This window comes from Streptomyces sp. NPDC045026 (assembly GCF_056432625.1).
In genome coordinates, this window is sequence record NZ_JBWKIS010000002.1 from 149,475 (window position 1) to 174,126 (window position 24,652).

Consider the following 24,652-nt stretch of genomic DNA (forward strand, 5'->3'; position numbering starts at 1 on the left):
TCTACTCCGCCGCCGCCCTCGGCCTGACGATGCCCGACGCCCAGGCACCGCGCCTGCTGTGCGTCGAGGTCTACGAGGGCAAGCCCCTCTCCTACGTCACCGAGGACGCGGCCGCGCTGCTCGGTGAACTCGGCCGCAGCGCCCTCTTCGTCCCGACGACGACCCGCACCCGCGAGCAGTACGGGCGCATCCATCTCCCGGGGCCCGCCCCGAAGTTCGCGATCTGCGCCAACGGCGGGCACCTGCTGGTGGACGGGGTGTCCGACCCCGACTGGCGGGCGGCGGTCGACGCGCGGCTCGCCGCGCAGTGCGCGCCGCTCGACGAGGTGCGGGCGCATCTGGTGCGGACGGCCGACCCGGCGTGGCTCCTGAAGGAGCGCGTCGCCGAGGACCTCTTCGCGTATCTCGTGGTCGAGCGGTCCCTGCTCCCGGAGGGCTGGGTCAAGGAACTCGCCGTCTGGGCGGAGCGCCGCGGCTGGACGGTCTCCCTCCAGGGCCGCAAGATCTACGCCGTGCCGAAGCCGCTCACCAAGAGTGCGGCCATGCGTGAGGTGGCCCGCCGCTCCGGCGCCGCCCGCACGCTCGCGGCCGGCGACTCCCTGCTCGACGCCGACCTGCTGCTCGCGGCCGACCAGGCCTGGCGTCCCGGCCACGGCGAGCTGGCGGACGCGGGCTGGACGGCGCCGCACGTCACGGACCTGGAGGACCGGGGCGTCGCGGCGGGCGAGACGATCCTGCGGGAGCTGATCGAGGAGGTCCGGAACCCGCGGTCGTAACCGCAGGCTCAGTCGCCGGAGGTCACCCGCAGCAACCCCCGCCGCAGCATCCGCCGCCTCCGCCCCCGCCGCCCGCGGGGCGGGCCGGGGCGGAGGCCGATGCCGTGCCGCCCACGGCGACGGTCGACAGCAGCTTCACCGTGTCGTCGTGGCCTGCGGGGCAGTCCGCGGGGGCCGAGGACTCGGCCATGGGGCGGCTCAGTTCGAACGTGTCGCCGCAGGTCCGGCAGCGGTACTCGTAGCGTGGCATGGGCACAGGTTAGCTGGCCGTGCCGGGCGTGCGTCAGCGTACGACCGTCCCCTGGCCCGCCCCGAGCAGCCCGAGTTCCGCCCGCGTGGGCGCCCCCTCCCAGTCGCCCGGCTGCGCGACCGCGAAGGCGCCCGTCGTCACCGCCCGGTCGAGGCGTCCGGCGGTGTCCTCGCCGTCGAGGAGCGCGGAGAGGTAGCCGGCGACGAAGGCGTCACCGGCCCCGACCGCGTCCACCGCGCGCACCGGCCGTGCCGGGACCCGCAGCTCACCGTCGGCCGAGTGGGCGGTCGCCCCGTCCGCGCCGAGCTTGACGACGACCTCGCTCACCCCGAGATCGAGGAGAGCCTTGACCGGGTCCGGCCCGGGGGGCGCACACAGCGGCAGCTCGTCGTCGGAGGCGATGAGGACGTCGACGTACGGGATCCAGTCGCGCAGTTCGGCAGTGGCTGCCTCGGAACTCCACAGCTGGGAGCGGTAGTTGGCGTCCAGGCTGACGGGAACTCCGCTTTCGCGGGCGAGCCGCAGGGCGCGCCGGCACGCGTCGCGCGCGGAGGTGCTGAGCGCGGGCGTGATCCCCGTCAGATGCAGGACGCGGGGCGGCGGACCGGCCGAGAAGGCCCGCTCCACTCGGTCGGTGTCGAGCCGCGAACCGGCTGAGCCCGCACGGTAGTACTGCACCCGTGTCACGTCCGGCAGTCGCGGCTCGAAGAGGATCAGGCCCGTGGGGGCGCCGGCGTCACGGGTGACGCAGGACGTGTCGACGCCCTCGGCGCGCAGCGTGCGCAGGACCAGTTCGCCCGACTCGTCGGCGCCGACAGCGCCCGCCCAGCGGACGCTGTGGCCGAGCCGGGTGAGGCCGATGGCGACGTTCGACTCGGCGCCCGCGACGGACAGGTCCATCGAGCCGCCCAGCTTGAACGGCCCGTGGCCGCGCAGAGCGACCATCGTCTCGCCGAAGGTGAGCACGTCGATGGGGGAGGTGGGGGAGGTGGGGGAAGAGGCGGGCCGGAGGGGCGAGCCGACCGTCGACGCCGTCATCCGCACACCGCCTTGAACTCGGCCGCCCGCTTGCGCAGTTGACCCAGGTCGCCGCCGTCCGCCGCGTCGCCGATGAGCGGCGAGCCGACCCCGACCGCGATGGCACCGCCCTCCAGGTACGCCGTCGCCGCCGCCGCGTCGACCCCGCCCACCGGCACGAAGGGCGTCCGGGGGAACGGCCCCCGCAGCGCCTTCAGATACGACGGGCCGCCCATCGCAGACGCGGGGAAGATCTTCAGGGCCGTCACCCCGGAGGCCTCGGCCGCGATGACGTCGGTCGGCGTGAGTACCCCGGCGAGCACGGGCAGGCCCTGTCGAAGGGACTCGTCGACCCCGGCGCCGAGCCCGGGGGTCACGATGAGGTTCGCCCCTGCCTCGGCCGCCTCGCGGGCGTCACCGGCGGTCAGGACCGTGCCCGCGCCCAGCCAGACGTCGTCGCCGAGTTCGGCCCGCGCCCTGCGGATCACCGTGAGGGCGTCACGGCCGCTGAGGGACACCTCCACCAGCGGGATTCCGGCCTCGGCCAGAGCCATGACCGTTCGGAACGACGCGTCGGCGTCGCTCCCCCGGACGATCGCCACGAGGCGCTCGGCGCGCAGTGCTGTAGTGAAGTCCATGGTGCTCTCCCTCGGTTCCTTTCATGGGGGGCGTGTGACGGGGCGGGCGGCAGAGCTCCCGCAGGGTCCGTCACCACTCGGCGAACGAGCCGTCCTCGTACCGCCACACGGGGTTGCGCCAGGCGTGGCCCTTGGCGTCGGCCGCGCGTACGGCCGCCTCGTCGATGTCGACCCCGAGGCCGGGCCGTTCCGTGCGCAGCAGCGATCCCGCGACGAAGCGGAACGGCTCGCGGTCGGTGACGTAGTCGAGGAGTTCGGCATCCTTGTTGTAGTGGATGCCGATCGACTGCTCCTGAATGAGGAAGTTCGGTGTGGTGAAGGCGACTTGGAGGCTCGCGGCGAGGGCCACGGGACCGAGCGGGCAGTGCGGCGCGATGTGGGCGCCGTAGATCTCGGCGAGCGCGGCGATGCGGCGCAGCTCGGAGATGCCGCCCGCGTGCGAGATGTCGGGCTGCACCACGGCGACGCCGGCCTCGAGCGGGGCGAGGAACTCCCGCCGGGTGAAGAGCCGTTCGCCGAGCGCGATCGGGATGTTGGACGCGTTCACCAGGTCGGGGACGGCCTGCATGTGGTCGGAGAGGACGGGCTCCTCGACGAACAGGGGTGCGTACTCGGCGAGCAGGGGGAGCAGCCGGCGGGCGTTCGCGGGGGAGACCCGGCCGTGGAAGTCGAGCGCGAAGTCCCTTTCGTCGCCCAGGACTTCGCGGGCTGTCTCTGCGCGCAGCAGGCACGCGCGGACCTCCTCGCGGGTGGCGAGTGGTGTCATGCGCCCGCTGCCGTTCATCTTCACCGCCGTGAACCCGGCCTCGACCTGGGCGCTCACCGCGTCCCTGACCTCGCTCGGCTCGTCACCTCCCACCCAGGCGTACGCGCGGATCCGCTCACGCACCGGCCCGCCGAGCAGCTGGTGCACGGGCTGGCCGTACGTCTTGCCCTTGATGTCCCACAGCGCCTGGTCGAGCCCGGCGACGGCGGAGGACAGGACCGGGCCGCCGCGGTAGAAGCCGCCCTTGGTCATGACCTGCCAGTGGTCCTCGATGCGCAGCGGGTCCTGGCCGTCGAGGTACTCGGCGAGCACCTCGACGGCGGCCCGCACGGGCTCCGCACGCCCCTCGACGACGGGCTCGCCCCAGCCGACGACCCCTTCGTCGGTCTCCACGCGGACGAACATCCAGCGGGGCGGAGCGAGGAAGGTCTCGATGCGGGCGATCTTCACTTACGGGTTCCTCTCGGGCGTTACGGAGGGGGAGGAGGGCGAGGGGGAGGGGACTGGTGTCGCGGTGTCGCGGTGTCGCAATGTCAGGGGCCAGGGGCCAGGGGCCAGGGGCCAGGTGTCAGGGATGGCCGCGCCGGGACAGTTCGATCACTTCCAGCATCGCCGCGTACGCGCCGTCCTGGTCCTGCGCGCGGACGCGGCCGGCGACCAGGGCGTGGGCGGGCAGCGGGTGTTCGTGCCGTCCGGCGTGCACGAGCCGGTCCCGTACGACCAGGGCCGGGATGATGACGCGCCGCATCTGCGCGAAGAAGGGGTTGCCCGAGGCGGTGAGGAGAGCCGTGTGGAAGGAGGCGTCCGCGCGCACGGCGAGGACGGGGTCGCTCTCGGTCATGACGGGGCCGGTCATGACGGGTGTCTGCTCGGCGGCGGCCATCGCGCTGAGTGCCGCGTCGAGGGCGGCGAGATCCGCGTCCGTGCGGTGCAGCGCGGCGAGCGCGGCCGCGGCGGGCTCTACGGCTCGGCGCAGCTCAAGGAGATCGGTGAAGAAGGCGCCGGGCGCGCCGGAGTCGATCGTCCAGCGCAGGACGTCACTGTCGAGGAGGTTCCAGTCCTCGCGCGGACGCACGAACGTACCCCGCTTCTGCCGGGCGTCCAGCAGACCTTTCGTGGTCAGCACCTTGATCGCCTCGCGCACCACGGTCTGGCTGACGTCCAGCTCGGCCATCAGCCCCGGCAGATCGAGGAGATCCCCCTCCGCGTACGTCCCGTCGAAGATCCGCCGGGCGAGCGCCTCCACGACGACCCGGTGGACGCCGCGCCCGGTGTACGAGACCCCCGGCGTGCCGTCCGGGCCCGTGCTGTCCCGGCTCGGGCTGCCCCTGTCCTTGCGCGTCATGGGGGCAGCCTCGCACGTGGGCCAGTTATTTATCAATTATTCTCGGCGGTCCGGGCCCATCAGTGATTTTGGTGGTGCCGGTGGTCCCGGGGGCCTTGGTGACCTCGGGGGTGGCGTGGGGCTGCCGGGCGGTGCGTGCGCGGTCCTCGCGGGCGGCGGTTTCCGGGTGCCGCGCGCGCCAGTACGGGTTGTCGTGCGGCAGCGTTCCGCTGACGCGCCCGTACATCCCGAAGGCCATGAGCATCACGCCGACCACGAAGCTGAACAGCACGTTCTGGATCTGGAACGCGAGGAAGTTGTAGTCGGTCTGGAGCAGGGCGAGGTTCACGAAGCCGCTGAGGATGAACAGGATGCCGACGGTCATGTTGATCGTCGAGGCGACGTTCCGTCCGATGACCATGCCGGCGAACAACAGTGCGCCGATCAGGATCGACAGGACGCTGAGGGCACCGTTGGTGTTCAGGCCGGCGACCCTGTCGCCGCCGGTGTCGAAGAATCCGATCTGGTCGATGAGGCCCAGGATGCCGAAGGCGACCAGCACGAGTCCCATCAGGCCCGCGCCTATCCGGTAGACCTTGCTGAGTCCGTGGTCGACGGGCAGATGATCGTCGAGAACGACACGCGGATGCCGGAGCCGGGGGGCTGGGCGGATTTCGGGTACATGCGTGGCCATATTCGCCTCCCTTGCACGTACGTACCTCAAGGATCCGCCCGTAGTCCCGAGGTCGCCAACAGGGGCGGCCCGGACCGCGGCCCGAACCTCGGCTCGCGGAGTCCGGCGCGGCAGCTCAGGAGGGGGCGCCGCGGTCTTCCCTGATCTGCGCGACGACGCGAGTGACCGTCTGCCGGACGGCCTCCGTCTCCGTGAGGAAGTGCCAGTAATCGGGGTGGCGCCCCTCGAGAGCGGCGACGGCGCGGTCCAGGCGGGCCACGGAGTCGTCGAGGGGGCGCGCGTGCCGGGGCTCGGGTGTGCTGCGCCCCGACATGGCGAGCCGCTGCGCGTCCCGGATGGCGAATCGCGTCCGGTCGATCTCCTGCTGCGGGTCCTTCGCCACGGCGTTCAGCCGGTGCAGCCGGTCGGAGGCGGTGGACACGTCCTCGTCCGTCGTGTTCAGCAGGGCCCGGACCGTCGACAGGAGCGACGTCGCGTCCGGCCAGCGCTGCTCGTCCCGCGCCGTACGCGCCTCGGCCAGCTTCAGCTCCGCCTGCCGTACGTTCTCCGCGGCGCGCTCCGGCACGTGCTGGAGGTCCTGCCAGCAGGCGGCCGTGAACCGTCTGCGCAGCTCGCTCAGGACGGGCTCGACCTGCCCGGCCCGCGTGGTCAGGGCCTGCGCGCGGGTCCGCAGCGAGACGAGGCGGCGGTCGATCTCGGCGGCGCGCGCGGGCAGCCGCTGGGCCTCGGCCCGCACGGCCTCGGCATCCCGGGCGACCCGCTCGGCGCGCTCCAGGGTCTCGGGCACGCCGTGCTGCCCCGCGCCCTGGTTGAGCCGGGTGAGCTCGGGGCCGAGGGCGGCGAGGCGGGCGGCGAGATCGTCGGCCTTGAGCCCGGCGCCGCGCACGGCGTCCAGGGAATTGCTTGCCGCGAGGAGCGCCTGTCGGGCCCGCTCGACGGCGGGGGCCAGCCGCGCCAGCTGCGTCTCGGCCTTCCCGAGCAGCGGCCCGAGGCCCTGCGAGAACCGGTCGAGGTCCAGCTTCACCTTGCTCAGCTCGTCCTTGGCCCGGCTGAGCTCGGCGCGCGCCCGCGAGGCGACCGAGGCCTCCAGGCCGTCCCGGTCGAGGTCGTGCGCGTCCACGGCGGTGATGTACTGCAGGCTGGCCTCGTCGATCCGCCGGCCGAGGGCCTCGAAGTCGGAGACGGTACGGCGCGCGGCGGGCGAGTCGTCGACGGCCGTGATGGTCTCGATGGAGATCCGCAGATCACGCTGGGCGGTGTCGAGTTCGTAGAACGCGGCCGCGGCGGCGTCCTTCGCGGCCTGCGCCTCCGCCCGCTGGCCCTCCCCGCGCCCGAACCATCGCCGGGTGCCGCCCCCGGCGAACGCGGCCGGCGCCGCAGCGACGGCTAGGGTGACGAGAGGCAGTGGAAGCAGGACGAACCCGAGCAGATCGCGAAGCGCGGCGCGCGGTCGCATCGACGACGCATACGGCCGCATCGGTGGTGTCGCCGTCACTACCCTCTCCCGTGCTGCCCTCGCCCGTGCACTCATCCGCCCTGCCCGCTGTCATTCTCCCACCGGTTAATGACGAACACACGGGCCGGATAGTTCGCTCTGGGCTCCGGGACTTTGCCGGACGATACGGGTTTGCGGGGTACCGCCACGGGCAAGGTAGGCTGTCGAATCATCCCGGGCGCGTAGCTCAGTGGTAGAGCGCTGCCCTTACAAGGCAGATGTCGGCGGTTCGAAACCGTCCGCGCCCACCGGGTTTGAGCAGCAACGGAGCCCCGTACCTTGATCGGTACGGGGCTCCGTTGTGATCGTTTAGGAGTTTTTTAGGAGATCAACTCCGGGAAGGCCTCAACTTGCGGCCTCCAGGGCCACGCGCCGCCCGCGGTTCCAGCGGGCCTCGAGCTGGTCCAGCCGGTGCTTCCGCATCTCAGGCGTGACGTGCTCGTATGTCCCTTCAATATCCTTCGGGACCCAGCCCATCGTCAAGAACCTCAGAGCCCGGTCCACGCCGTCGTCCTTCATCCACGTGTCGTGCGTATGCCGCGCCCCGCGCATCGTGAAGTCCGGCAGGACCGCGGCCCACGCGCTCTGCGGCTTGTGCCCCTTGGCGCCGGCGTATGCGTCACGGCCGTTCGCCGCCGGCCTCAGGACGCGCCCGAAGTTCCCGCGCCTCCAGAACTGTCCGCCCGGCGTCGAGAACGGATGCTCGTGCGGCCACGCCTCGATGTGCTCCTCGATGAGCCGGGCCAGGAACGGCGGGACGTCCACCTCGCGGGCGCTGTACTTGTTCTTCGGCGGCCCGAGGTACAACTCCACCACCGCCTTGGGGACCTTGCGGCGGTTCGCCTTCCAGCCCTTGGCCCGGCACATCTCCAGGCGGGCGTCCTCCGCGGCGTGCCACGCGGCGAGCCGCTCCTCGTCGAGCTCGAACTCGTCCTCGTGGAGCGACCCGACCTTCGGATCGATCCGGAGGACGTGGCGAACGAAGGGCTTCCCGTTGATTCGGTCCTCACGCTTCAGCAGGCAGTTGTCCCGGTGTAGCCCCGTCAGTTCGCCCCAGCGCAGACCCAGGTAGCAGTCGGTCAGGACCATTAGCCCGTGCACGCTGCCGAGTCGGTCGTACAGGCGGTACGCCTCATCGGGCTGCGCCCATACCTCTTCCTCATCCTCGTCATGGTGATCAGCGCCGACGATGATCCGCCGCCCGTACAGCTTGTTCGCCGTGATGTACCCGGCATCCTCCGCCCCGCTGAGGATCGTGCTCAGCAGGCTGCGGGCCTGACTGACTGTCGACGGATGGTGCTGCCCCTGCGGCTTCGCAGCGCGCGTCGCCCAGCCCTTCACCGTGAAAACATTGTTCACCTCGACCAGCGACGAGTGCTCGAACGCCGGCAGGAGGATCTGGTCGAGCAGATGCCGTCGCCGGGTCACAGTGCCAGGCCGCGGCTTGTTCGCCTTCTTCCAGATCTCGACCCAGTCACCGAACCGCGTCTGCGCCTTGACTGGGTCGATCCAGGCGCCGGCACGGATCGCCGCCTCCTGCTGATCGCCCCAATCCTCGGCGAGCTTCTTCGTCGGGAATCCGGGTTCTGTGCCCTTACTGCCGTCCGGCTTCTTGTAGCAGGCCCGCCACGTGAACTGCTTGGTCGCCTTCCCGTTGCGGACCTTGTAGACCTTCTCTGCGTAGGCCATCGCGCCCCCTGTCTCGCCGTGTTCAGACTGCGTCGTGCAGGCTCTGCGCTGCGTCAGGGACGCGGTGCCAGTGGGGAGAACGCTCCGTCAGCAGCCGGGAGATGACCTCGGCGCCGTGCTCACTGATGAGTTCCATGTCGACGGTGTACGTGATCGATGATGCGCTGTCGTCGAGGTGGAGCGCGAACGGTTCAGGGATGTCTGGCTCGCGCACTATCCGTACCGGGATGATGCCGCCGCGCGGCATGTCCGGGGCGCGGGGCGCCCACCTGCGCGCCTGATCCGTCATCACCTTCGCGAAGTACGCAGCGCCTTCCACGGAGATGTCCTGCGCGTGGAAGACGAAGATGCAGCCTTCGCCTTCGATGTCGACGATGTGAGGCTCGAAGTACGCCCCAATGACGACGCGGTCCACCTGCATGTTCAACATGCCAACCCCACTCCGAGCGGTGCCCCCCCTCGGTGGTGTCCCGACATGTAAGCACGCTATGGGACACGGCGTGCCGATTGGCCCAAAAGGATCTCTAGTTGTCGGGTGAGGATTCTGGGTCGGATGTGATGCCCTGAAGGTGTCGGCGACTCTTTCGCCAACGCCTCCACGCATCCTCCAACTGCTCGTCAGTCATGTCGGATTCGCCCTTGAGGACGACGATGATGCGAGCGTCCGAGTCTTCCGGGCCCAGGTGCACGACCGTGCTGTCGATGGTCTGCCCCGAGCGGAGCTCCAGCGCGATGGCCGGCGGCAGGTCCGACGGAGGCTCGGGCGCGGTGGGCGGGGGCGGCGGGGCGACCTTCTCGGGGTCACCGCCGGCCAGTACCTGATCGATGGAGTCGTCTGTCCAGTCGAGGAGGCGCGCGTAGGCGCGCATCGTCCCGGTGACTTTGAGAAAAGGCTTGCCGCTGGCGTGGCCGCGCTCGATCGCCTGGATGGGCGTGCGCGAAACGTTGATCCGGTCCGCTACGTCAGTCTGCGTGAGGTTCTCTGCGCGCCGCGCTTCCGCGAAGGCGTGCCCAAGCCGTGCCCAATCTGGGGTCATGTTTCCCCATCATGCCTCACTTTCATGCAACGCCGTAGCCGGGATCCAGCCTTTTGACCTGCGCGTTAGCTCCGAAACGGAGCGTTTGGGTTGCATGGGGCGCTTGCGGCGTACTGGTAGGTAGGGGGCGCGCGCCGCCATCAAGGCTAGAAAAAAGAGCCTTGATGTTGCACTGCCGCTTGCCTGGCGTGCCATTAACGGCTAGCTTTCTGAGCGTGAGACCGCACTCCAGCGCTATCCGCTACAGACGGGAGGCTCTGAAAATGAGCCTTGCAGCTCTTTCTGCCCGCACCGGCATAGACAAAGGCCACCTCTCCCGCGTGGAGAACGGCAAGGCCGGCCTGGGCGCGCGCAACATTGACCGGCTCGCGGATGCCCTGGGTGCCACCCCCAAAGACATCACCCACGAGGAGAAGCCGCGATGACCGCCCCCAGGGCCACGCGTAAGCGCGAGCCGAAGATCCGCGAAGACCTTCCCGCTCCGCAGACCGCCGAAGGTCTGCTCTTCCACTACACGCCGTATGAGGCCGCTCGCTGGGCTCCGTTCTCCGGCCGCAGCATCGCCGACATGATCGCCCGCCGCGAGATCGACTACGTCTTCAACGGCCGCGACAACTACCTCACCGGATCGCAGATCGTCGCGCTCGTCGAGCGCTACACGGTCAAGCCGTTCGCCGCCCCCAAGGCGACGGCCCAGCACTCCACCGCCGCCTAGAGCGGCAAACGGCCCCAACCGCCGGGGGCCTAAGCCCGGCAGCAGGGGCCTCGATCCACCCCGTGAACCGTGAAGAAACAGGAGTGAACCGTGAGTTCATCATCCCAGAACCAGACTGAGTACGGCGTTCGCCTGGCGAACGGCGACATCCACTGGCCCACGACGATCCGTTCGGACGCGGCCGTGATCGCCAGCACCTACCCGGACATGACGCTCGTCCAGCGCACCGGCGCCGACAGCGAGTGGACGGAGGCCGCGCACCAGTCCCCGTGCCGCTGGCCGGCGTCTCCCGACTGCATCTGCGGCGGTGCGGCATGAAGCGCTTCCCCCGGATGCTCCCGGCCCCGTCGGCTGTACAGGTCTTCACGTTCCGGCAGACCCCGGAGTCGATCCTCACCGACGTCTTCCGTCTGGATGACGCGGAGCGTGCCCTGTCCCGCTTCCGCGCCCCGTTCGACGTCGAGGACCAGGGCGACCGCGAGGAGATCCTCGCGATCCACGCCGAGGCCACCAAGCAGCTCGCGAAGCTTCCGGCCCGCGTCGGCTCCAACCTGAGGAGCCTGTCATGAACGCCCGCCTGTCGCCGCAGCGCGAAGCCGAGATCGCCGCCCGCGCCGAAGCCGCAACGCCCGGACCGTGGAGGCTGTGCGAGGGCTACGGCAAGGACTACTACGCGTGGACCGGTGGCGGCCACCTCCGCGGCATCGGGACGCTGGACTTCGGTGAGGGCGACGACGCCGAAGCCGACGAGGCGTTCGTCCGCCACGCCCGCGAGGACGTCGACCTGCTCCTCGCCGAGCTGGCCGCGGTCCGCGCCGAACGCGACGAGCTGAAGCGCCCCGGCATCGAGAAGCAGCGGGCCGAAATCCTCGGCACCTACACCGAGCTGATCTCGCAAGCCGAGCAGGACCGAGACCACGAGGGCGCGGCCCAGTTGTCGCAGCTTCGCGACGACGCCGAGGCCCTGTGGCGCCGCGAGGACGAGGGGGCGACGTCATGACGACGACTCCCCGCCGGATCGACGCGGTGGACGTGCCGCTCGCAGAAGTCGAGGCCGCCACGAAGTGGAAGGTCGACCTCTCCGCCGCCCGCCTGCAGTGGCTCCTCGGCCACCCGCAGCCGGCCGCCGCAGGTGAGCTCGCCGAGTACCGGCACCTCCTCCACGACGTCGACCCCGACTCCACCATCCCCGCCCTCAACGACCAGACGCCCGGAGGCGCCTCGTGACTGCCGATGAGTTCAACGCCCTGTACCCGGTTGGCACTCCGGTCACGGCTTACCCCTCCGTCCGCCCCGAGCACTCCGTGGCTGTCGGCTACGGAAAGGCCGCCGAGGAGGGCCGCGCCTTCAAGGGCGAGAAGGACCCCTGCACGCGCCTCGTCACGGTCACCCGCACGCCGGCCTGGAATCTCGGCCACGGCGCCCCCGTCGTGTCCGTCGAGGGCTACGCGGGCGGCATCTGCCTCACCCACATCGACATCCGCCCCGGAGGCGCCTCGTGACCACGTTCGCTGACCTGTCGCGCCCGCTCGCGCTGCTGCGCCTCCTGGCCGCCGACCACCCCGATCTGCCGGCCGTCGACGTGCACATCTCCAGGCACTCCCCAGAGCGGCTGAACCTCGAGGTCCACGGAGACCTGTCGACCTTCGAGGCATGGCGCGAGGCCCTCGCCATCGACCCGGCAACGATCCGCCGCAACCTGCAGTCCGGCGACACGACGATGGTCCTCTCCGGCTTCGGCTCCATTGCCGACTGCGGTGTCCAACTCGTGGGCTACAGCAGCAACCTCGCGCTCCTCACGGCGGTGGCGGCATGAGCGACTACCCCGAGATCGCCGCCCGGTTCGCCCACCACGGGATGACGGTGCTGCACGAGGACGGCCTGTACCGGCACCTGCGTTTCGAGGGCAGCGCGGAGTCTTCGTTCGGCCGCTACCCGAGCTACCCGTTCGAGCTGATCACGTGGCCGTACAACCTCGTCGTCAAGGCGGGCTGGACGTTCCACTTCGACATCGACGCGACCCCGGACATGTTCGACCTGTTCCGGCGCACCGCGTTCAGCGGCGAGATCAACCCCGGCTACTGGCAGGAGAAGGTCCGCGCCGGACGCGACGAGGTCGAGGGGTTCGATGACGAGCTGTTCGAGCGGCAGGTCAAGCAGTACGTCGTCGACGCCATCCGTGAGGGCGACGCCCCGCGCGGTATCGGCGCCGAGGTCACCCGCGACATCTTCGAGTGGGGCGACATCAGCCACGAGGCGGGCGCCCGGCAGGCGCTGGAGGACTTCCGGTACCAGGACTGGACGTTCGGCGAGACGTGGGAGTGGAACTTCCGCGACTACACGCCCGGCTTCCTGCACTCCTGCTTCGCGATCCGCCACGGCATCGACCTGTACGACGCCGCCCGCGTAAAGGCGGTGGCGGCATGACCGCGATAGCCACCGAGCCGACCATCGACCTCGTCGGCCTTCCGTCCACTCCGGTCACCGCCGAGCCGGTGATCCTGCCCGGACTCCTGAGCGGCCTCGGCGTAACCCAGCGGCCCGCGATCCCTGCGTGGATCACGGACCCGGACGTCATCGCGTCGATCGTCTCCGGACTGTACGAGCTGCCCGACTTCCTCAGCGAGGGTGGCGCGTGATGGCGGCCCTCGGCCAGACGACGGCCCTCGAGAACGAGCTCGCAGGACTCCGCGCGGCGCATGTCCTCGTGGTCGGCGAGCGGGACGGGCTCCGGCGCAGAGTCTCCAAGCTCCTCGCCACCATCCGCGCCGCACGGCTCGCCCTCGATGGCTGCGACGACTGCCCCGGCCGGCCCGACTGCCGCTGCGCCGACGGCCACACCGACACCACCGACTGCACCTGCCCGCCCCAAGGAGGGGACTCGTGACCGCCGCCCTGCCGCACGACCCGTACATCACCGCTGTCATCGAGGCGCTCACCGCGGCCGACCTGGAACCCGACAGCTACTGGACCTCCGACGCCGAGACCGACCCCTACGCCACTGGCGACGATGCGGGCTGCACCACGATGCTCAGCGCCGTCATCACCTGGCTCGGCGACGACGAGACCGACACATCCGGCCTGGTCCTGCTGTGGGACCACCCCGCCGGAGCGTGGCAGGCCATGCCCGTCAACGGCCACGGGGTCGGCGAGCGCGAGGCGTACTACGTCCCGACGTTGCCGCAGTGTGCCGACCCGCTCGCCGTCGCCAACGTCGCCCGCCAAATCCGCACCTCGAACCCCTGGAAGCCGACCGGCCTCCCCGCCGAGCCCTGCGACGACTGGGACCAGGCCGACAGCCTTCGCGCCGCCATCGCCACGTGGGAGGCGTCGTGAGCATCACCGCCCGCATACCGGCCCTCCGCGGCACCGGCAACCGTCGCGCCGTCGACAAGGTCGCCGAACTCCGCGACGAGAACCGCCGGTTGCTGACCATCACGCACCGAGCCGGGGACCACGTCGCACTGCAGGAGCGGGACCTCACCGAGACCCGCGCCATGCAGGCCGAAGCCGAGGAAGTCGTCGTCCAGCTCCAGGCCGACAACGCCGAGCTGACCGACGAGGTGCAGGCCTTGCGCGCCGAACTCGCGAACCGGGACGCGGTCACCGTCCCGCCCATGGAACGCGACACCAGCAACGGCGCCGACCAGGCCACCGCACCCATCGACGTCCGGTCCCTGCGCGAGGCAGCAGACGCCGGACTGCTCGGCCCCCTCATCCGCATCTCCGCCAAGGGCGCCTCCGCCGACCCGGGCCTCCCGCCCGCCGCCTGACTCGCCGGGCCGGCGGATGTCCCACGGCCCCCGGCCCGGCGCCCACAACCCCCACAGACGCCGTGTGACGCGCTTCCCCCAAGTGCTCCGCGGCACCAGGGCCGCCGCCCTGACACCCCCCTGGCGGGGCGGCGGCCCCCCTTCACCACACCCGAAAGCGAGAACCATGAGCACCGAAAGCCCCACCATCCCGGCGGGAACCGCCCGCCACGTCCTCTGGCACTACGGCGTCGAGGGCGGATACCAGCCCGGCAGCTTCACCCAGCGCCTCATGCAGGCCGTTGACGCAGCCGACGTCGTGAACACGGATCGTCTCCGGACCGCCTACCCGGAGCTGGTCGCCGCCATGTTCCTCGCCGGTAGCAGCGTGGACGGCATCGCCAACCTCCTGCGCATCGCCACGGGCGAGGGGCCGCTCGGCTGCAAGTGCGGCGACAGCGCTGGGCCGTTCGACCTGGCCGGCCGTTGTGAGACCTGCATGGAGGCGGCCGCATGACCGCCGCCGTCGAGGTGCCGGAGGAGGTCCAGCCCGGCGTATACGACATCGACGAGAAGCTGTACCACTCCGACCCGGTCCCCGGCGGCAGCCTCTCCTCCAGCGGCGCCCGCAAGCTCGCCACCGAATGCCCCGCCAAGTTCCGCTACTGGCTGGACAATCCGCAGCCGGCGAAGAAGGCATTCGATCTGGGCACCGCCGCGCACAAGCTCGTGCTCGACGACGGCCCCGAGCTCGTCCTCGTCGACGCCGACCGCTGGAACACCAACGCCGTCAAGGCCGAGGTCGCCGCCATACGCGCCGAGGGCGGCGTCCCGCTCAAGCGCCACGAGCTGGACCAAGTCCACGCCATGGCCGGCGCCCTCCGTGCCAACCCGGACGCCGCGCACCTCCTGGAGCCCGGATCCGGCGTCGCCGAACAGTCCCTCTTCTGGCAGGACCGCGGCATCTGGCGCCGCTCCCGCCTCGACTATCTGCGCCACGACGGACAGATCGTCGACTACAAGACCACCAAGTCCGCCAACCCCGACGACCTGCCGCGCATGTTCCACGACTGGGGTTACCACCAGCAACAGGAGTTCTACATCGACGGCGGCATCGCCCTCGACGTGGCCGACCCCGACAAGCCGTTCCAGTTCGTGATCCAGGAGAAGGACCCGCCGCATCTGGTCGTCGTCACCACCTGCGACCCGACCGCCCGCGGCATCGGCCGGCACCTCAATGAGCGGGCCCTCAACACCTACGCCATCTGCCGCGAGAGCGGCGAGTGGCCCGGCTACCTCGAAGCCCCCTACACCTCGCTCCCCGCCTGGGTCGAGCGCGAATACGCCTAGGAGAACCACTCATGTCCCAGCTTCCGCCGCCCGTTCGCACGGGGCGACAGGCCGCCGAACAGAACGGCTCGGCCGACCAGTTCGCGTTCCGCCCCGCCAGCAAGGCCGGACGAAAGGCCCGCATCTCCATCCAGGGCCTGTCTGGCTCCGGCAAGACCTGGACCGGCCTCGGCATCTGTCACGGCCTTTCTGAGGGCCGCAAGTTCGCCGTCATCGACACAGAGAAGGGAGCAGCCAGCCTCTACGCCGGGATCGGCGGCATCCAGTTCGACAGCCTCTCCATGGACCGCTACGACCCCCGAGACCTCGGCCGCGCCCTCGACGCTGCCGCGCAGGCGGGCTACCCGACGGTCTTCGTCGACTCCCTGTCCCACTTCTGGAAGGGAGCCGACGGCACCCTCGACCAGGTCGAGCGAGCCAAGTCGAAGTACGGCGGTAACAAGTTCGCCGGCTGGAAGGACGGCACCCCCCTTCAGAACGACATGGTCGCCGCGATCCTCGCCTACCCCGGCCACGTCGTCGCCTCGATGCGCTCCTACACCGAGTGGGTCCTGGAGAACGGCAAGCCGAAGCAGGTCGGCACCCGCCCCGAACAGCGCAAGGGCATCGAGTACGAATTCGATCTGGCCCTGGCCATGGACATCGACAACCGACTCGAAGTCCTCAAGTCCCGCTGCCCCGGCCTCAACCGCAAGATCTTCGACCGGCCCAACGGCGCGGCCGTCATCGCCGCCCCGCTCCTCGCCTGGTTGAGCTCCGACCCCGAGACCGAGCCCGCCGGCCCGCCGTCAGACGAGCCCATCGGCCAGTAACCGCTGTTGAGGGCTGCCGCGGCCCGAACCTGCGGCAGCCCTCGGAACTAGGAGAACACATCATGACCAAGCGCCTCACGGTCGCCGAGCGGCTCGTTTCCATGGAGAAGGACGCGCTCCTCGACGACATCGCCCGCCACTCCGAGTGGGACCGGTTCCTCGTCGAGCAGGCCGTCCTTCACTTCGGGACCGCCGTCACCGAGTTCAGCTGCAACGACTTCCGGGATGTTCTCCCCGACCTCGGCCCCGGCCTCCTCGGCGCTGCCATCAACAGCCTCCGCACGGCCGGAGTCATCGAGCACACCGACCGCATGGTCCCGTCCACACAGGCCAACACCCACGCCCACCGCATAGCCGTCTGGACTCTGACCGACAAGGGCCGCGCGATAGCGGCCCAGCGTCGGGCCGCCCGCAGCCAGGGGAGGGCAGCCGCATGACGGACGTGATCGCCGCCTACGGCGCCGCCTGGCTGGCCGCCCTCGCCGCACTGGGCCTCTACGGCGGCTTCGCCTGGGTCGTCGTTCAGCTCGGCCGGCTTGCCGCCGACCACGCCGTCCGCCGCTACCGCATCCGACGGGAACTCCGGCGCCTGGAGCAGTACGCCAACCACCCCGGTGCACGCCGATTGATCGCCGCCATCAACGAAGCCCGAGAGGAGGACCAGCAGTCATGACGACCGCGACAAAGACGCCGCCGAAGCACGGCGAGCGCCGTTGCTACCTCGCCGGCTGCCGCCTCCCCGAGTGCCGCCGCGCGAACTACCACTACATGTGCCGCTACCGGCTCGACCGCGCACGCAACCAGAACCGACGCGTCGACTCCGCCCCTGTAATCGAGCACGTCCGCAGCCTCGTCGACAGCGGATGGTCACGAAGCCAGATCGCCACCGCGGCGACCTGCTCCGAGCGCTCAGTGATCTCCCTTTACCACGGCTACTACGCCACCATTCGCGCTGACCTTGCAGCCCGAATCCTCGCCGCGCAGCCCCGCATCGACATCGTCAAGGGCAAGTCCTACGTCGACGCGACCGGCACTATCCGCCGCGTCCGCGCCCTGATCGCCATCGGTCACCCCGTGGCCCGCATCGCCGCCGCGATCGGTGTCCACAGGACCCCCCTCGGCAAGCTCATCACCCACGGAGCGGAGCGGGTCACCGCCCAGCTCGCACGAGACGTCGCCGCCCTCTACAAGCGCGGGGCAGGCCAGCCGGGCAACAACGTGCGAGCCCGCAACCGAGCCGTAGCCGAAGGCTGGGCCCCGCCCGCTGTCTGGGACGACGACACCATCGACGACCCGAACGCCTCGCCCGACTGGACCGGCGAATGCGGCACCGACCGCGGCTACTGGATGCACCGCAATCAGAAGCTGCCCATGTGCCAGCGCTGCAAGGACGCCCACACGGCTTGGCTCGCTGAGCACGCCGACATCGACGGCAAGAAGCGCAACCAGCTCCAGTTCGCCGCCCGCGCCGCAGCCTCCACCCGCGAAGCCGATCTCGCCCACGACGCCCGCGAACTCATGCGGGTCTCCGGCCTCGACTACGAGCAGGCCGCCCAGCGGCTCGGCGTCACACGGCAGCACCTCCAGCAGGCCCTCGTCCGCCACCCCTCCGCCGAGAAAGCAGCCGCCTGATGTATCGCAACGACAACGACGCGCTCACGGTCATGGACTGGTTCTGCGGTGCGGGCGGCTCCAGCCAGGGCGCGCACTCCGTACCCGGCGTCCGGGTCACCAGGGCTGCGAACCACTGGGCCAAGGCGATCGACTCGCACGAGGCGAACTTCCCGGAGGCGAGCCACTACCGCGGCGACATCCGCACCGCCCCGGTCTGGGAGTGGCCCGTCACCGACATCTTCTGGGCCTCCCCGGAGTGCACGAACTGGTCGGTGGCCAAGGGGAAGCGCCGCGACTTCGACAACGCCATGCAGGGCAGCCTCCTCGACCTCCTCATCGAGGCCCAAGAGGAGGAGCCGGCCGACCTGGAGGAGGAGTCCCGTGCCCTGATGGAAGAGGTGCCGCTGTACCTGCGCGGCGTTCAGGAGCGCGGCGGCCTGGTCAAGGCCGGTGTCGTCGAGAACGTGACCGACGTCCGGGCCTGGGACCAGTGGGACCGGTGGATCGGCGAGCTCCACAAGATGGGCTACCGCACCCGGATCATCGCCCTGAACTCCATGCACGCCAACCCCCGGTCCGTGCACGCCGCGCCCCAGTCCCGCGACCGCCTGTACGTCGGCTACTGGCACGAGTCCCTCGGCCGCACCCCCGACTGGGACAAGTGGCTGCGCCCCCGCGCCTGGTGCTCTGGCTGCGACAAGCACGTCCAGGCCATGCAGGTCTTCAAGACCCCCGGCCGGGACATGGGCCGCTACCGCACCCAGTACGTCTACCGGTGCCCGAGCACCTCGTGCCGGAACCAGATCGTCGAGCCCGACGCGCTGCCCGCTGCCGCCGCGATCGACTGGTCCATCCCCGGGCAGCGCATCGGCGACCGCACCAAGCCCCTCGCCGACAAGACGATCGCCCGGATCGAAGCCGGGCTCAAGAAGTTCTCCCGCCCCGTCCCGATGATGGTCCCGGCCGGCGGCACGTGGCGAGATTCGGCGGTCAGCGTCGGCGAACCGATGGCGACGCGCACCACACGAGAGAACGACGGACTGATGGTCCCGCCGCTCCTCGTCCCCGTCGAAGGCCGCGACGGCAAGGAAGCCCGCAGCGCCCACGACCCGCTGCGCACCATGACCACCCGCAACGAAACCGGCCTCGCCTGGCTGCCGTTCATCGCCGAGCTCCGCGGCGGTGGCTCGATCGCCCGCTCCGTCACCGACGCCCTGGCCACGGTCACGGCCTCCGGTAACCACCACGGTCTCGTCACGCCCGACATCGGGGCCATGGTCATGCGCAACAACGGCAGCAAGGGAGCCGGCGGAGAGCACTGCACCAGCGCGACCGAGCCGATGCGGACCCTGACCACGACGGGCCACCAGTCGCTCGTCACCTGGCAGGACATGCTCGTCCCCTACTACAGCAACGGGACCGCAAGGACGGTCAGGGAGCCGATCGGTGCGCTCTCCACCCGCGACCGGTACGCCCTCGTGCGCGGCGACGTCGACATCAACGACGTGCGGTTCCGGATGCTCGAGCCCCACGAGATCGGCCGGGCCATGAGCTTCGCCGACGACTACATCGTCCTCGGCTCCAAGCGCGACAAGGTCCGCCAGTACGGCAACGCCGTCACGCCCAACGCGGCCGAAGTCATCCTCTGCGCCCTCGTCGAAGCCGTCACCGGCGAGGCCATCGAGCGGCACGCCGAGCCCGAGCTCGTAGCCGCGGCTTAGTCCGCACCGCACACCGCCTTATCCGTACCGCAAGGAAGAAGACCGCCGTGACCTTGGACGCCATGCACTGGGTGTGGAACCACTCCCAGTCAAAGGGGAACGCAAGGATCGCCATGCTCTACGTGGCGGACCAGGTGCGCACCCCCAGGTGCGTGGTGCGGCTGAGCTATGCCGACTTCATGGGGGCGCTCAACGTCCCGCGATCGACGGTCAAGGCCGCGATCAAGGCGGCCCTGCAGTCGGGGGAGCTTGAGCTGAGGGAGCTCGGCAAGGGCACGCGCCCGTCGCAGTACCGGCTGCCGAAGGCCGCTGGATACGTCCGTCCGGCGAACTCTAGTGGGCCGGATTTCGGCCCGCTAGAGGACGAGCCGACCACTCCTAGTGGGCCGGATTCTGACCCACTAGGCCCTAACCATGATCGCGCTAGTGGGCCGGATTCTGACCCAGAGAGGGCCGGATTTCGGCCCTCTAGTGGGCCGGATTTCGGCCCACACTCCCCATCCCATTCACCCAGCAGGCAAGAGGGGGAGCCGGAAGGGCAGCAGCAGGACGACTACGGCATCCCCGACGTCGTCCGCCCCCTCGTCGACGGAATGACCGCAAGCGGCGTCGTCGTGCGGTGGCCCTTCACCGGCAACCAGTGGTTCCCGCTCATCTCACTGATCAGCAAGTGCGGCACCCCGGCGCTCATCGCCTACGCCCGTCGTACCGCAGACCGCACGCCGGTCGATTCCGCGAAGTACTTCATGCGCGGCTGGGCTGAGCTTCCGCCCAAGCCGGCGGAAGGCACCCGCGTCCACGCATCCCGACCGCATCTCCGTGCCGTCGGCCAAAGCCCCGAAGACAGGGGGATCTTCTAAATGACCACCGACATCGAGATGACCACCGACATCGAGCCCGACTTCGCGGACATCCCGCTGGAGCGCGTCCCGCCGCAGGACTTCGAAGCTGAGCAGTGCGCCCTCGGTGCCTGCCTGCTCTCCAAGACTGCTCTCAACGAAGTCCGCGACGCCGTCGAGGTCGCCGCCTTCTACCAGCAGCGCCACCAGGTGATCTTCGCCGCCATCCTGCACATGGACTCGCGGAGCCTGCCCGTCGACCAGATCACCCTCGGCAAGTACCTCGCTGACACCGGCGACCTCATGCGGGTCGGCGGCACCCAGTACCTGTACGAACTCGTCCGCGCCGTACCCACTGCCGCCAACGGCGAGTACTACGCCGAGATCGTCCAGGACCGAGGACTGCGCCGCTCTCTCATCGAGCTCGGCACCCGCACCGTCCAGGCCGGGTACAGCACCACCGGCGAGACGACCGACCTCATCGAGCGCACCGTCGCTGAATCCCGCGACCTCCGCGACCGCGGCATGGCCTCCGAAGACCTGCCCACCGAGGACATCCTCGACTTCATCCAGCACGACGACGTCTACGACTGGGTCGTCCCCGGCCTCCTCGAACGGCAGGACCGGCTGATCCTTACGGCGAGTGAAGGCGGCGGCAAGTCGACTCTGCTCCGGCAGATCTCCATCACCCTCGCCGCTGGCATCCACCCGTTCGACACGTGGAAGACGATCGATCCCGTCAAGGTGCTCACCCTCGACTGCGAGAACGGCGAAGCCGCGTCCCGCCGCAAGTTCCGCCCGCTCATCGCCGCTGCTGAAAGCCTCGATCAGCCCGTGCGCCGCGGCCAGTTCCACATCGAGTGCCGCCCCGCCGGCCTCGACCTGACGCGCCCGTCGGACCGGGCCTGGGTGATGCGCCGCGTCGAGAAGATCAAGCCTGACGTGCTGATCATCGGCCCCGTCTACCGGCTCCACGCCGGCAACCCCAACGACGAAGAGCTCGCCCGCAAGGTGAGCGTCGTCATCGACGAAGCCCGCGCCACCGCAGGCTGCACCGTCCTCATGGAAGCCCACGCCCCCCACGGCGGCAACATCGGCCCCCGCTCCCTGCGCCCCCTCGGCAGCAGCCTGTGGATGCGCTGGCCCGAGTTCGGATTCGGCCTGCGCCCCGTCGAGGACGAGAAGTCCGCACAGAACGTCGAAGGCGCCCGCGGCCGACGAGTCGTCCCCTGGCGCGGAAGCCGCGACGAACGCGCCTGGCCCACCTTCATCAAGCAGGGCGAGAAGTGGCCCTGGCAGTCCTACAAGCCCATCGACGCCGACCAGTTCAGCGGCTACTCCGAGACAGGAGCCATCTGGTGACCGACCACAACCCGCTCTACGGCGACGCCTGCGGGGCGTGCCCCACCTACGACGTCCTCCCGGAGTCCGCGCTCCGCGACGGCGCCGAGGGGATCATCGCCGGCTACCGCTGCCCCAACTGCGGCCACGTCTGGACGTGCGGCTGGCAGATCGTCCCCGGCCGCGCCATACCGCCCGAGCCCATCGCCGACTCGCCGATCTTCAACCGGCAGGTCACCGCCCAAGTCCACGAGCTGGCCGCCATCGCCCGCGCCCGCAAGCACCTCAGTCGAGGAGACACCGCATGACCATCACGACCGAGATCGCCCACGTCCACGGCTACACCGGACCGCTCGCCTGCCAGGACTGCGGCACGGCAGAGAACCTCCACTTCGTGAGCTGGGCCAACCCGGCCACCGGCGAGAGCGGCGACTTCCTCGAGTGCTGCGCTTGCGGCATCAAGGCCGGTGACCCGGCCGAAGTGCACGACGACTGCGAGCCGGACGAGCCCGAGGGCGACGAGCTGGACGATCCCGACTTCGGGCCTGTCGTCCGCGTCTTCCGCAAGCCGACCGGCTGGATCATGACCGGCTCGGAACCGGAGGAGTGCACCACCAACTTCCACCGCCAGCAGGACGGCCGCCCCGCCTGCACGAACGTCGCGGTGTGGAAGGTCGTCGAACTGCACGACTTCGGGGCCAGCATCGGCTTCTACTGCGACGCCGACCTGCCGGATGAGCACAAGCCGGCGCGCGAGGCCGCCTGATGCCAGCGACAGTCGCCTCCGGCATGGAGCGGGCCGAGAGCGGGGCTCAGCGCCCGTCTCCCGGCCTGGCAGCCCGCGAAGGCCCCGCGTCAGCTACGGCGCCGAGAACGCCAGCGAGGCGCACAGCAGAGCCGCCCGCATCCGAACCGCAGATCGAAGGCCAGACCCAACTACCGCTGACCGAGCACCAACCCACCCTCTGGTCCCTGTGACCGCCAAGGAGAACCCCATGTCATACCGCCCCGACATGAACGCGATCGAGCTTGACGAGGCTGACGGCCACCCGCGCCAGGCCGACACTCCCGACCCGTGCACCTGTGACGACGAGAACACGCTCGTGTCCGTCGACATGGGCTACCAGGACGGCGGCGTCGTCGACATGTGCAACAGCTGCTACGCCGAGCTGCAGCGCTGCGAGGGCCAGCGATGAGCCCGACTCGTATCCAGCGCCGCCGCACCCGCGGCTGGCGCAAGCCCGACAACTGCGTGATCGTCAGCCGGCCCAGCCGCTTCGGAAACCCGTTCACGATCAAGGACGCCATCGAAGCCGAGATGGGCGACCCCCGTAGCGCCTGCGCCGCGAACTACGGCGAGTGGCTGCGCGTCGGCACCGCAGGCGGCTGGTTCGAGCAGACGTACCGCATTGGCCGCCAGGTCTTCGACCGCCGCCGCGTCCTCGCCGAACTCCACACGCTGCGCGGCAAAGACCTCGCCTGCACCTGCCCGCTCCCGGAGCCCGGCCAGCCCGACCACTGCCATGCGGCCGTCCTGCTGCGGCTGGCAAATGGCCCCACCCCGTGATCCCCAACTCGACCCGAAGGAGCAGCACATGAACACAACACCCGAGATCATCGGCGCCCCGGAGATGGAAGCCACGCACTACGGCATCCCCGTCGCCCATGTCGGCGAGGACGGCGACCTGATCGCCCTTGGCCACCCCGGCATCCGCCGTGCCTTCGCCGCCTTCAACCGGCACGGCCGCGTGTTCGTCGGCCTGGAGAACCTTGTCGACGACCGGAACGCCACCGGCGGCGACTGGCGTCAGGCGGTCTCCGAGCACTGGGCGATCTTCCGGAAGTACGACCCGGCCAATGAGTACGAAGACCCGGACTGCGAGTGGTTCTTCGACCTCAGCAGCGAAAGCGAGCCCGGCGCCCAGCCCGTGACGCTCCTCGACCTCAGCCTGCTGTGACCACGCAAGCGCAGCGCCCGGGTGATAGCCGGGCGCTGCACCCCACACGATCCCACGAGACCCCGGAGACGACCATGACCACCGACCCGACCGCGGCTGGGTGCACAGACCCATGCATCGCCTGCATGACCGTCGAGTCCCACGACCCCGCCCAGCCGCCCGCTCCGAACCCGGCCGCGACCGCCGTGCCGTCTGTGTCCGCCGACACGATCGGACTCTGCGGATACTGCGGAGACCCCCGCGAGTCCCACCACCACGGGTACGTCAGCACCGCCGCCGCCATCGCCGCAGCGCCCCACCGCATCACAGGCGCCGATGAAGAGGTTGGCCGCCTCTGGGACCGAGTGCTTGAACTTGAAGCCGAGAAGGCGCAACTGCGCGACCTGCTGACCACGGAGAACAAGCGCGCCAACGAAGCGATCGACCGCGAGGAGACCGCCGAGCAGGCCGCGTTGGAGGCGCACATCGACCGGGCCGCCGTATTGCGCGAGGTCGCCAACGACTGGACCGCGCACTGCCCGGACCATACGGACGCCGACGAAGCGTTCATGGACTGCCCGTGCGACTGGGCCGCCGAACTCCACCGCAAGGCGGACGAGTTGGAGGCGCAGCAGGCGGGGGAGCAGCCCGCCGACGCCTTCGCGGCAGCCAGTTGCCCTTACGGCAAGGGCCCGGGTGACGGCTCCGGCTGCATCAAGCCCGCCGGTCACGACGGGGACCACGTCGTCACCGCCGGCGTGCCGGTGGATCCGTGCAGCCGAGCGGAACTCCACCAGCCGCACATGCCGCACTCGTGGTGGCCGCAGCCCGGAATGGCCTACGTCCACTGCCCCGGGAACAGCTTCGACACCGCCAACTGACCGC

At 70.2% G+C, this 24,652-nt stretch carries 39 protein-coding genes and 1 tRNA gene; 30 read left to right on the forward strand and 10 right to left on the reverse strand.

Annotation, left to right across the window (positions count from 1 at the left end):
* The first annotated feature begins 29 nt into the window (after positions 1–29).
* Positions 30–776, forward strand: coding sequence for an HAD family hydrolase (locus AC07EJ_RS04230; RefSeq protein WP_478883923.1), 747 nt, complete (start codon positions 30–32; stop codon positions 774–776).
* 22 nt (positions 777–798) lie between these two features.
* Here AC07EJ_RS04230 and AC07EJ_RS04235 read toward each other — a convergent pair whose 3' ends face one another.
* The 7 genes from AC07EJ_RS04235 to AC07EJ_RS04265 all read right to left on the reverse strand — a co-directional run bounded on the left by AC07EJ_RS04235 (position 799) and on the right by AC07EJ_RS04265 (position 6,921).
* Positions 799–1,026: an FmdB family zinc ribbon protein gene (locus AC07EJ_RS04235; protein ID WP_389476094.1), complete on the reverse strand. Its 228-nt coding sequence runs from the start codon at positions 1,024–1,026 to the stop codon at positions 799–801.
* 33 nt (positions 1,027–1,059) lie between these two features.
* Positions 1,060–2,064 (reverse strand): sugar kinase, encoded by a 1,005-nt coding sequence (locus AC07EJ_RS04240; RefSeq protein ID WP_393582674.1) that lies wholly within the window; start codon positions 2,062–2,064, stop codon positions 1,060–1,062.
* Complete coding sequence (locus tag AC07EJ_RS04245; RefSeq protein WP_362899508.1) at positions 2,061–2,681, reverse strand: bifunctional 4-hydroxy-2-oxoglutarate aldolase/2-dehydro-3-deoxy-phosphogluconate aldolase; 621 nt, start codon at positions 2,679–2,681, stop codon at positions 2,061–2,063. Before AC07EJ_RS04245 ends, AC07EJ_RS04240 begins: the two co-directional genes overlap by 4 nt.
* Positions 2,682–2,751: 70 nt before the next feature.
* Positions 2,752–3,897, reverse strand: coding sequence for a galactonate dehydratase (gene dgoD / locus AC07EJ_RS04250; RefSeq protein WP_478883698.1), 1,146 nt, complete (start codon positions 3,895–3,897; stop codon positions 2,752–2,754).
* 118 nt (positions 3,898–4,015) lie between these two features.
* Positions 4,016–4,792 (reverse strand): FadR/GntR family transcriptional regulator, encoded by a 777-nt coding sequence (locus AC07EJ_RS04255; RefSeq protein ID WP_478883699.1) that lies wholly within the window; start codon positions 4,790–4,792, stop codon positions 4,016–4,018.
* Between the two features lie 25 nt (positions 4,793–4,817).
* Positions 4,818–5,465, reverse strand: a complete 648-nt coding sequence (locus AC07EJ_RS04260) for a DUF4383 domain-containing protein (RefSeq protein ID WP_389476085.1) — start codon at positions 5,463–5,465, stop codon at positions 4,818–4,820.
* Between the two features lie 115 nt (positions 5,466–5,580).
* Positions 5,581–6,921 (reverse strand): hypothetical protein, encoded by a 1,341-nt coding sequence (locus AC07EJ_RS04265; protein ID WP_478883700.1) that lies wholly within the window; start codon positions 6,919–6,921, stop codon positions 5,581–5,583.
* A 215-nt stretch (positions 6,922–7,136) separates the two neighbouring features.
* Between AC07EJ_RS04265 and AC07EJ_RS04270 the strand changes: the two genes are divergently transcribed.
* A tRNA-Val gene (locus AC07EJ_RS04270) sits at positions 7,137–7,208 on the forward strand.
* A gap of 97 nt (positions 7,209–7,305) precedes the next feature.
* Here the strand turns inward: AC07EJ_RS04270 and AC07EJ_RS04275 are convergent.
* The 3 genes from AC07EJ_RS04275 to AC07EJ_RS04285 form a co-directional block, all read right to left on the reverse strand.
* Positions 7,306–8,649, reverse strand: a complete 1,344-nt coding sequence (locus AC07EJ_RS04275; RefSeq protein WP_478883701.1) for a hypothetical protein — start codon at positions 8,647–8,649, stop codon at positions 7,306–7,308.
* A gap of 22 nt (positions 8,650–8,671) precedes the next feature.
* A complete protein-coding gene (locus AC07EJ_RS04280; RefSeq protein WP_478883702.1) occupies positions 8,672–9,079 on the reverse strand; it encodes a hypothetical protein in 408 nt (135 codons plus the stop codon).
* A gap of 94 nt (positions 9,080–9,173) precedes the next feature.
* Positions 9,174–9,686 (reverse strand): helix-turn-helix domain-containing protein, encoded by a 513-nt coding sequence (locus tag AC07EJ_RS04285; protein WP_478883703.1) that lies wholly within the window; start codon positions 9,684–9,686, stop codon positions 9,174–9,176.
* Positions 9,687–9,850: 164 nt separating this feature from the next.
* On the opposite strand from AC07EJ_RS04285, the gene AC07EJ_RS04290 reads away from it, so the two are divergent.
* The 28 genes from AC07EJ_RS04290 (at position 9,851) to AC07EJ_RS04425 (ending at position 24,648) form a co-directional block, all read left to right on the forward strand.
* On the forward strand, positions 9,851–10,111 hold the full coding sequence (locus AC07EJ_RS04290) for a helix-turn-helix domain-containing protein (RefSeq protein WP_478883704.1): 261 nt from the start codon (positions 9,851–9,853) through the stop codon (positions 10,109–10,111).
* Positions 10,108–10,401, forward strand: a complete 294-nt coding sequence (locus AC07EJ_RS04295; protein WP_478883705.1) for a hypothetical protein — start codon at positions 10,108–10,110, stop codon at positions 10,399–10,401. The genes AC07EJ_RS04290 and AC07EJ_RS04295 overlap by 4 nt, the downstream gene beginning before the upstream one ends.
* A gap of 90 nt (positions 10,402–10,491) precedes the next feature.
* Positions 10,492–10,719: a hypothetical protein gene (locus AC07EJ_RS04300; RefSeq protein ID WP_478883706.1), complete on the forward strand. Its 228-nt coding sequence runs from the start codon at positions 10,492–10,494 to the stop codon at positions 10,717–10,719.
* On the forward strand, positions 10,716–10,970 hold the full coding sequence (locus AC07EJ_RS04305; RefSeq protein WP_478883707.1) for a hypothetical protein: 255 nt from the start codon (positions 10,716–10,718) through the stop codon (positions 10,968–10,970). The genes AC07EJ_RS04300 and AC07EJ_RS04305 overlap by 4 nt, the downstream gene beginning before the upstream one ends.
* Positions 10,967–11,401 carry a hypothetical protein gene (locus AC07EJ_RS04310; RefSeq protein ID WP_478883708.1) on the forward strand — a complete coding sequence of 145 codons (435 nt, stop codon included), beginning with the start codon at positions 10,967–10,969 and terminating at the stop codon, positions 11,399–11,401. The genes AC07EJ_RS04305 and AC07EJ_RS04310 overlap by 4 nt, the downstream gene beginning before the upstream one ends.
* Positions 11,398–11,628, forward strand: coding sequence for a hypothetical protein (locus AC07EJ_RS04315; protein ID WP_478883709.1), 231 nt, complete (start codon positions 11,398–11,400; stop codon positions 11,626–11,628). The genes AC07EJ_RS04310 and AC07EJ_RS04315 overlap by 4 nt, the downstream gene beginning before the upstream one ends.
* Complete coding sequence (locus AC07EJ_RS04320; protein WP_478883710.1) at positions 11,625–11,903, forward strand: hypothetical protein; 279 nt, start codon at positions 11,625–11,627, stop codon at positions 11,901–11,903. Before AC07EJ_RS04315 ends, AC07EJ_RS04320 begins: the two co-directional genes overlap by 4 nt.
* A complete protein-coding gene (locus tag AC07EJ_RS04325) occupies positions 11,900–12,217 on the forward strand; it encodes a hypothetical protein (RefSeq protein WP_478883711.1) in 318 nt (105 codons plus the stop codon). Before AC07EJ_RS04320 ends, AC07EJ_RS04325 begins: the two co-directional genes overlap by 4 nt.
* On the forward strand, positions 12,214–12,828 hold the full coding sequence (locus tag AC07EJ_RS04330) for a hypothetical protein (protein WP_478883712.1): 615 nt from the start codon (positions 12,214–12,216) through the stop codon (positions 12,826–12,828). Before AC07EJ_RS04325 ends, AC07EJ_RS04330 begins: the two co-directional genes overlap by 4 nt.
* The gene (locus AC07EJ_RS04335; RefSeq protein WP_478883713.1) at positions 12,825–13,040 is read left to right on the forward strand and encodes a hypothetical protein; all 216 of its coding nucleotides are present in this window, start codon (positions 12,825–12,827) and stop codon (positions 13,038–13,040) included. Before AC07EJ_RS04330 ends, AC07EJ_RS04335 begins: the two co-directional genes overlap by 4 nt.
* Complete coding sequence (locus AC07EJ_RS04340) at positions 13,040–13,288, forward strand: hypothetical protein (RefSeq protein WP_478883714.1); 249 nt, start codon at positions 13,040–13,042, stop codon at positions 13,286–13,288. Before AC07EJ_RS04335 ends, AC07EJ_RS04340 begins: the two co-directional genes overlap by 1 nt.
* The gene (locus tag AC07EJ_RS04345) at positions 13,285–13,737 is read left to right on the forward strand and encodes a hypothetical protein (protein ID WP_478883715.1); all 453 of its coding nucleotides are present in this window, start codon (positions 13,285–13,287) and stop codon (positions 13,735–13,737) included. The genes AC07EJ_RS04340 and AC07EJ_RS04345 overlap by 4 nt, the downstream gene beginning before the upstream one ends.
* The gene (locus AC07EJ_RS04350) at positions 13,734–14,174 is read left to right on the forward strand and encodes a hypothetical protein (protein WP_478883716.1); all 441 of its coding nucleotides are present in this window, start codon (positions 13,734–13,736) and stop codon (positions 14,172–14,174) included. Before AC07EJ_RS04345 ends, AC07EJ_RS04350 begins: the two co-directional genes overlap by 4 nt.
* Positions 14,175–14,340: 166 nt before the next feature.
* Complete coding sequence (locus AC07EJ_RS04355) at positions 14,341–14,670, forward strand: hypothetical protein (RefSeq protein ID WP_478883717.1); 330 nt, start codon at positions 14,341–14,343, stop codon at positions 14,668–14,670.
* Complete coding sequence (locus tag AC07EJ_RS04360; protein ID WP_478883718.1) at positions 14,667–15,503, forward strand: PD-(D/E)XK nuclease-like domain-containing protein; 837 nt, start codon at positions 14,667–14,669, stop codon at positions 15,501–15,503. Before AC07EJ_RS04355 ends, AC07EJ_RS04360 begins: the two co-directional genes overlap by 4 nt.
* 11 nt (positions 15,504–15,514) lie before the next feature.
* On the forward strand, positions 15,515–16,315 hold the full coding sequence (locus AC07EJ_RS04365; protein ID WP_478883719.1) for an ATP-binding protein: 801 nt from the start codon (positions 15,515–15,517) through the stop codon (positions 16,313–16,315).
* Positions 16,316–16,377: 62 nt separating this feature from the next.
* Positions 16,378–16,752 (forward strand): hypothetical protein, encoded by a 375-nt coding sequence (locus tag AC07EJ_RS04370; protein ID WP_478883720.1) that lies wholly within the window; start codon positions 16,378–16,380, stop codon positions 16,750–16,752.
* Positions 16,749–16,988 (forward strand): hypothetical protein, encoded by a 240-nt coding sequence (locus tag AC07EJ_RS04375; RefSeq protein ID WP_478883721.1) that lies wholly within the window; start codon positions 16,749–16,751, stop codon positions 16,986–16,988. The genes AC07EJ_RS04370 and AC07EJ_RS04375 overlap by 4 nt, the downstream gene beginning before the upstream one ends.
* Positions 16,985–17,947, forward strand: a complete 963-nt coding sequence (locus AC07EJ_RS04380; protein ID WP_478883722.1) for a hypothetical protein — start codon at positions 16,985–16,987, stop codon at positions 17,945–17,947. Before AC07EJ_RS04375 ends, AC07EJ_RS04380 begins: the two co-directional genes overlap by 4 nt.
* Positions 17,947–19,650: a DNA cytosine methyltransferase gene (locus tag AC07EJ_RS04385; protein WP_478883723.1), complete on the forward strand. Its 1,704-nt coding sequence runs from the start codon at positions 17,947–17,949 to the stop codon at positions 19,648–19,650. The genes AC07EJ_RS04380 and AC07EJ_RS04385 overlap by 1 nt, the downstream gene beginning before the upstream one ends.
* Positions 19,651–19,697: 47 nt before the next feature.
* Complete coding sequence (locus AC07EJ_RS04390) at positions 19,698–20,510, forward strand: hypothetical protein (protein WP_478883724.1); 813 nt, start codon at positions 19,698–19,700, stop codon at positions 20,508–20,510.
* Positions 20,511–21,851: a DnaB-like helicase N-terminal domain-containing protein gene (locus AC07EJ_RS04395; protein WP_478883725.1), complete on the forward strand. Its 1,341-nt coding sequence runs from the start codon at positions 20,511–20,513 to the stop codon at positions 21,849–21,851.
* Complete coding sequence (locus AC07EJ_RS04400; RefSeq protein WP_478883726.1) at positions 21,848–22,138, forward strand: hypothetical protein; 291 nt, start codon at positions 21,848–21,850, stop codon at positions 22,136–22,138. The genes AC07EJ_RS04395 and AC07EJ_RS04400 overlap by 4 nt, the downstream gene beginning before the upstream one ends.
* Positions 22,135–22,596: a hypothetical protein gene (locus AC07EJ_RS04405; protein ID WP_478883727.1), complete on the forward strand. Its 462-nt coding sequence runs from the start codon at positions 22,135–22,137 to the stop codon at positions 22,594–22,596. Before AC07EJ_RS04400 ends, AC07EJ_RS04405 begins: the two co-directional genes overlap by 4 nt.
* Positions 22,597–22,825: 229 nt before the next feature.
* Positions 22,826–23,026, forward strand: coding sequence for a hypothetical protein (locus AC07EJ_RS04410; protein ID WP_478883728.1), 201 nt, complete (start codon positions 22,826–22,828; stop codon positions 23,024–23,026).
* Entirely contained in the window at positions 23,023–23,397 is a 375-nt protein-coding gene (locus AC07EJ_RS04415) for a DUF4326 domain-containing protein (RefSeq protein ID WP_478883729.1), read from the forward strand. The genes AC07EJ_RS04410 and AC07EJ_RS04415 overlap by 4 nt, the downstream gene beginning before the upstream one ends.
* A 28-nt stretch (positions 23,398–23,425) precedes the next feature.
* Complete coding sequence (locus tag AC07EJ_RS04420) at positions 23,426–23,788, forward strand: hypothetical protein (protein WP_478883730.1); 363 nt, start codon at positions 23,426–23,428, stop codon at positions 23,786–23,788.
* Positions 23,789–23,913: 125 nt separating this feature from the next.
* A complete protein-coding gene (locus tag AC07EJ_RS04425) occupies positions 23,914–24,648 on the forward strand; it encodes a hypothetical protein (RefSeq protein ID WP_478883731.1) in 735 nt (244 codons plus the stop codon).
* Positions 24,649–24,652 lie beyond the last annotated feature (4 nt).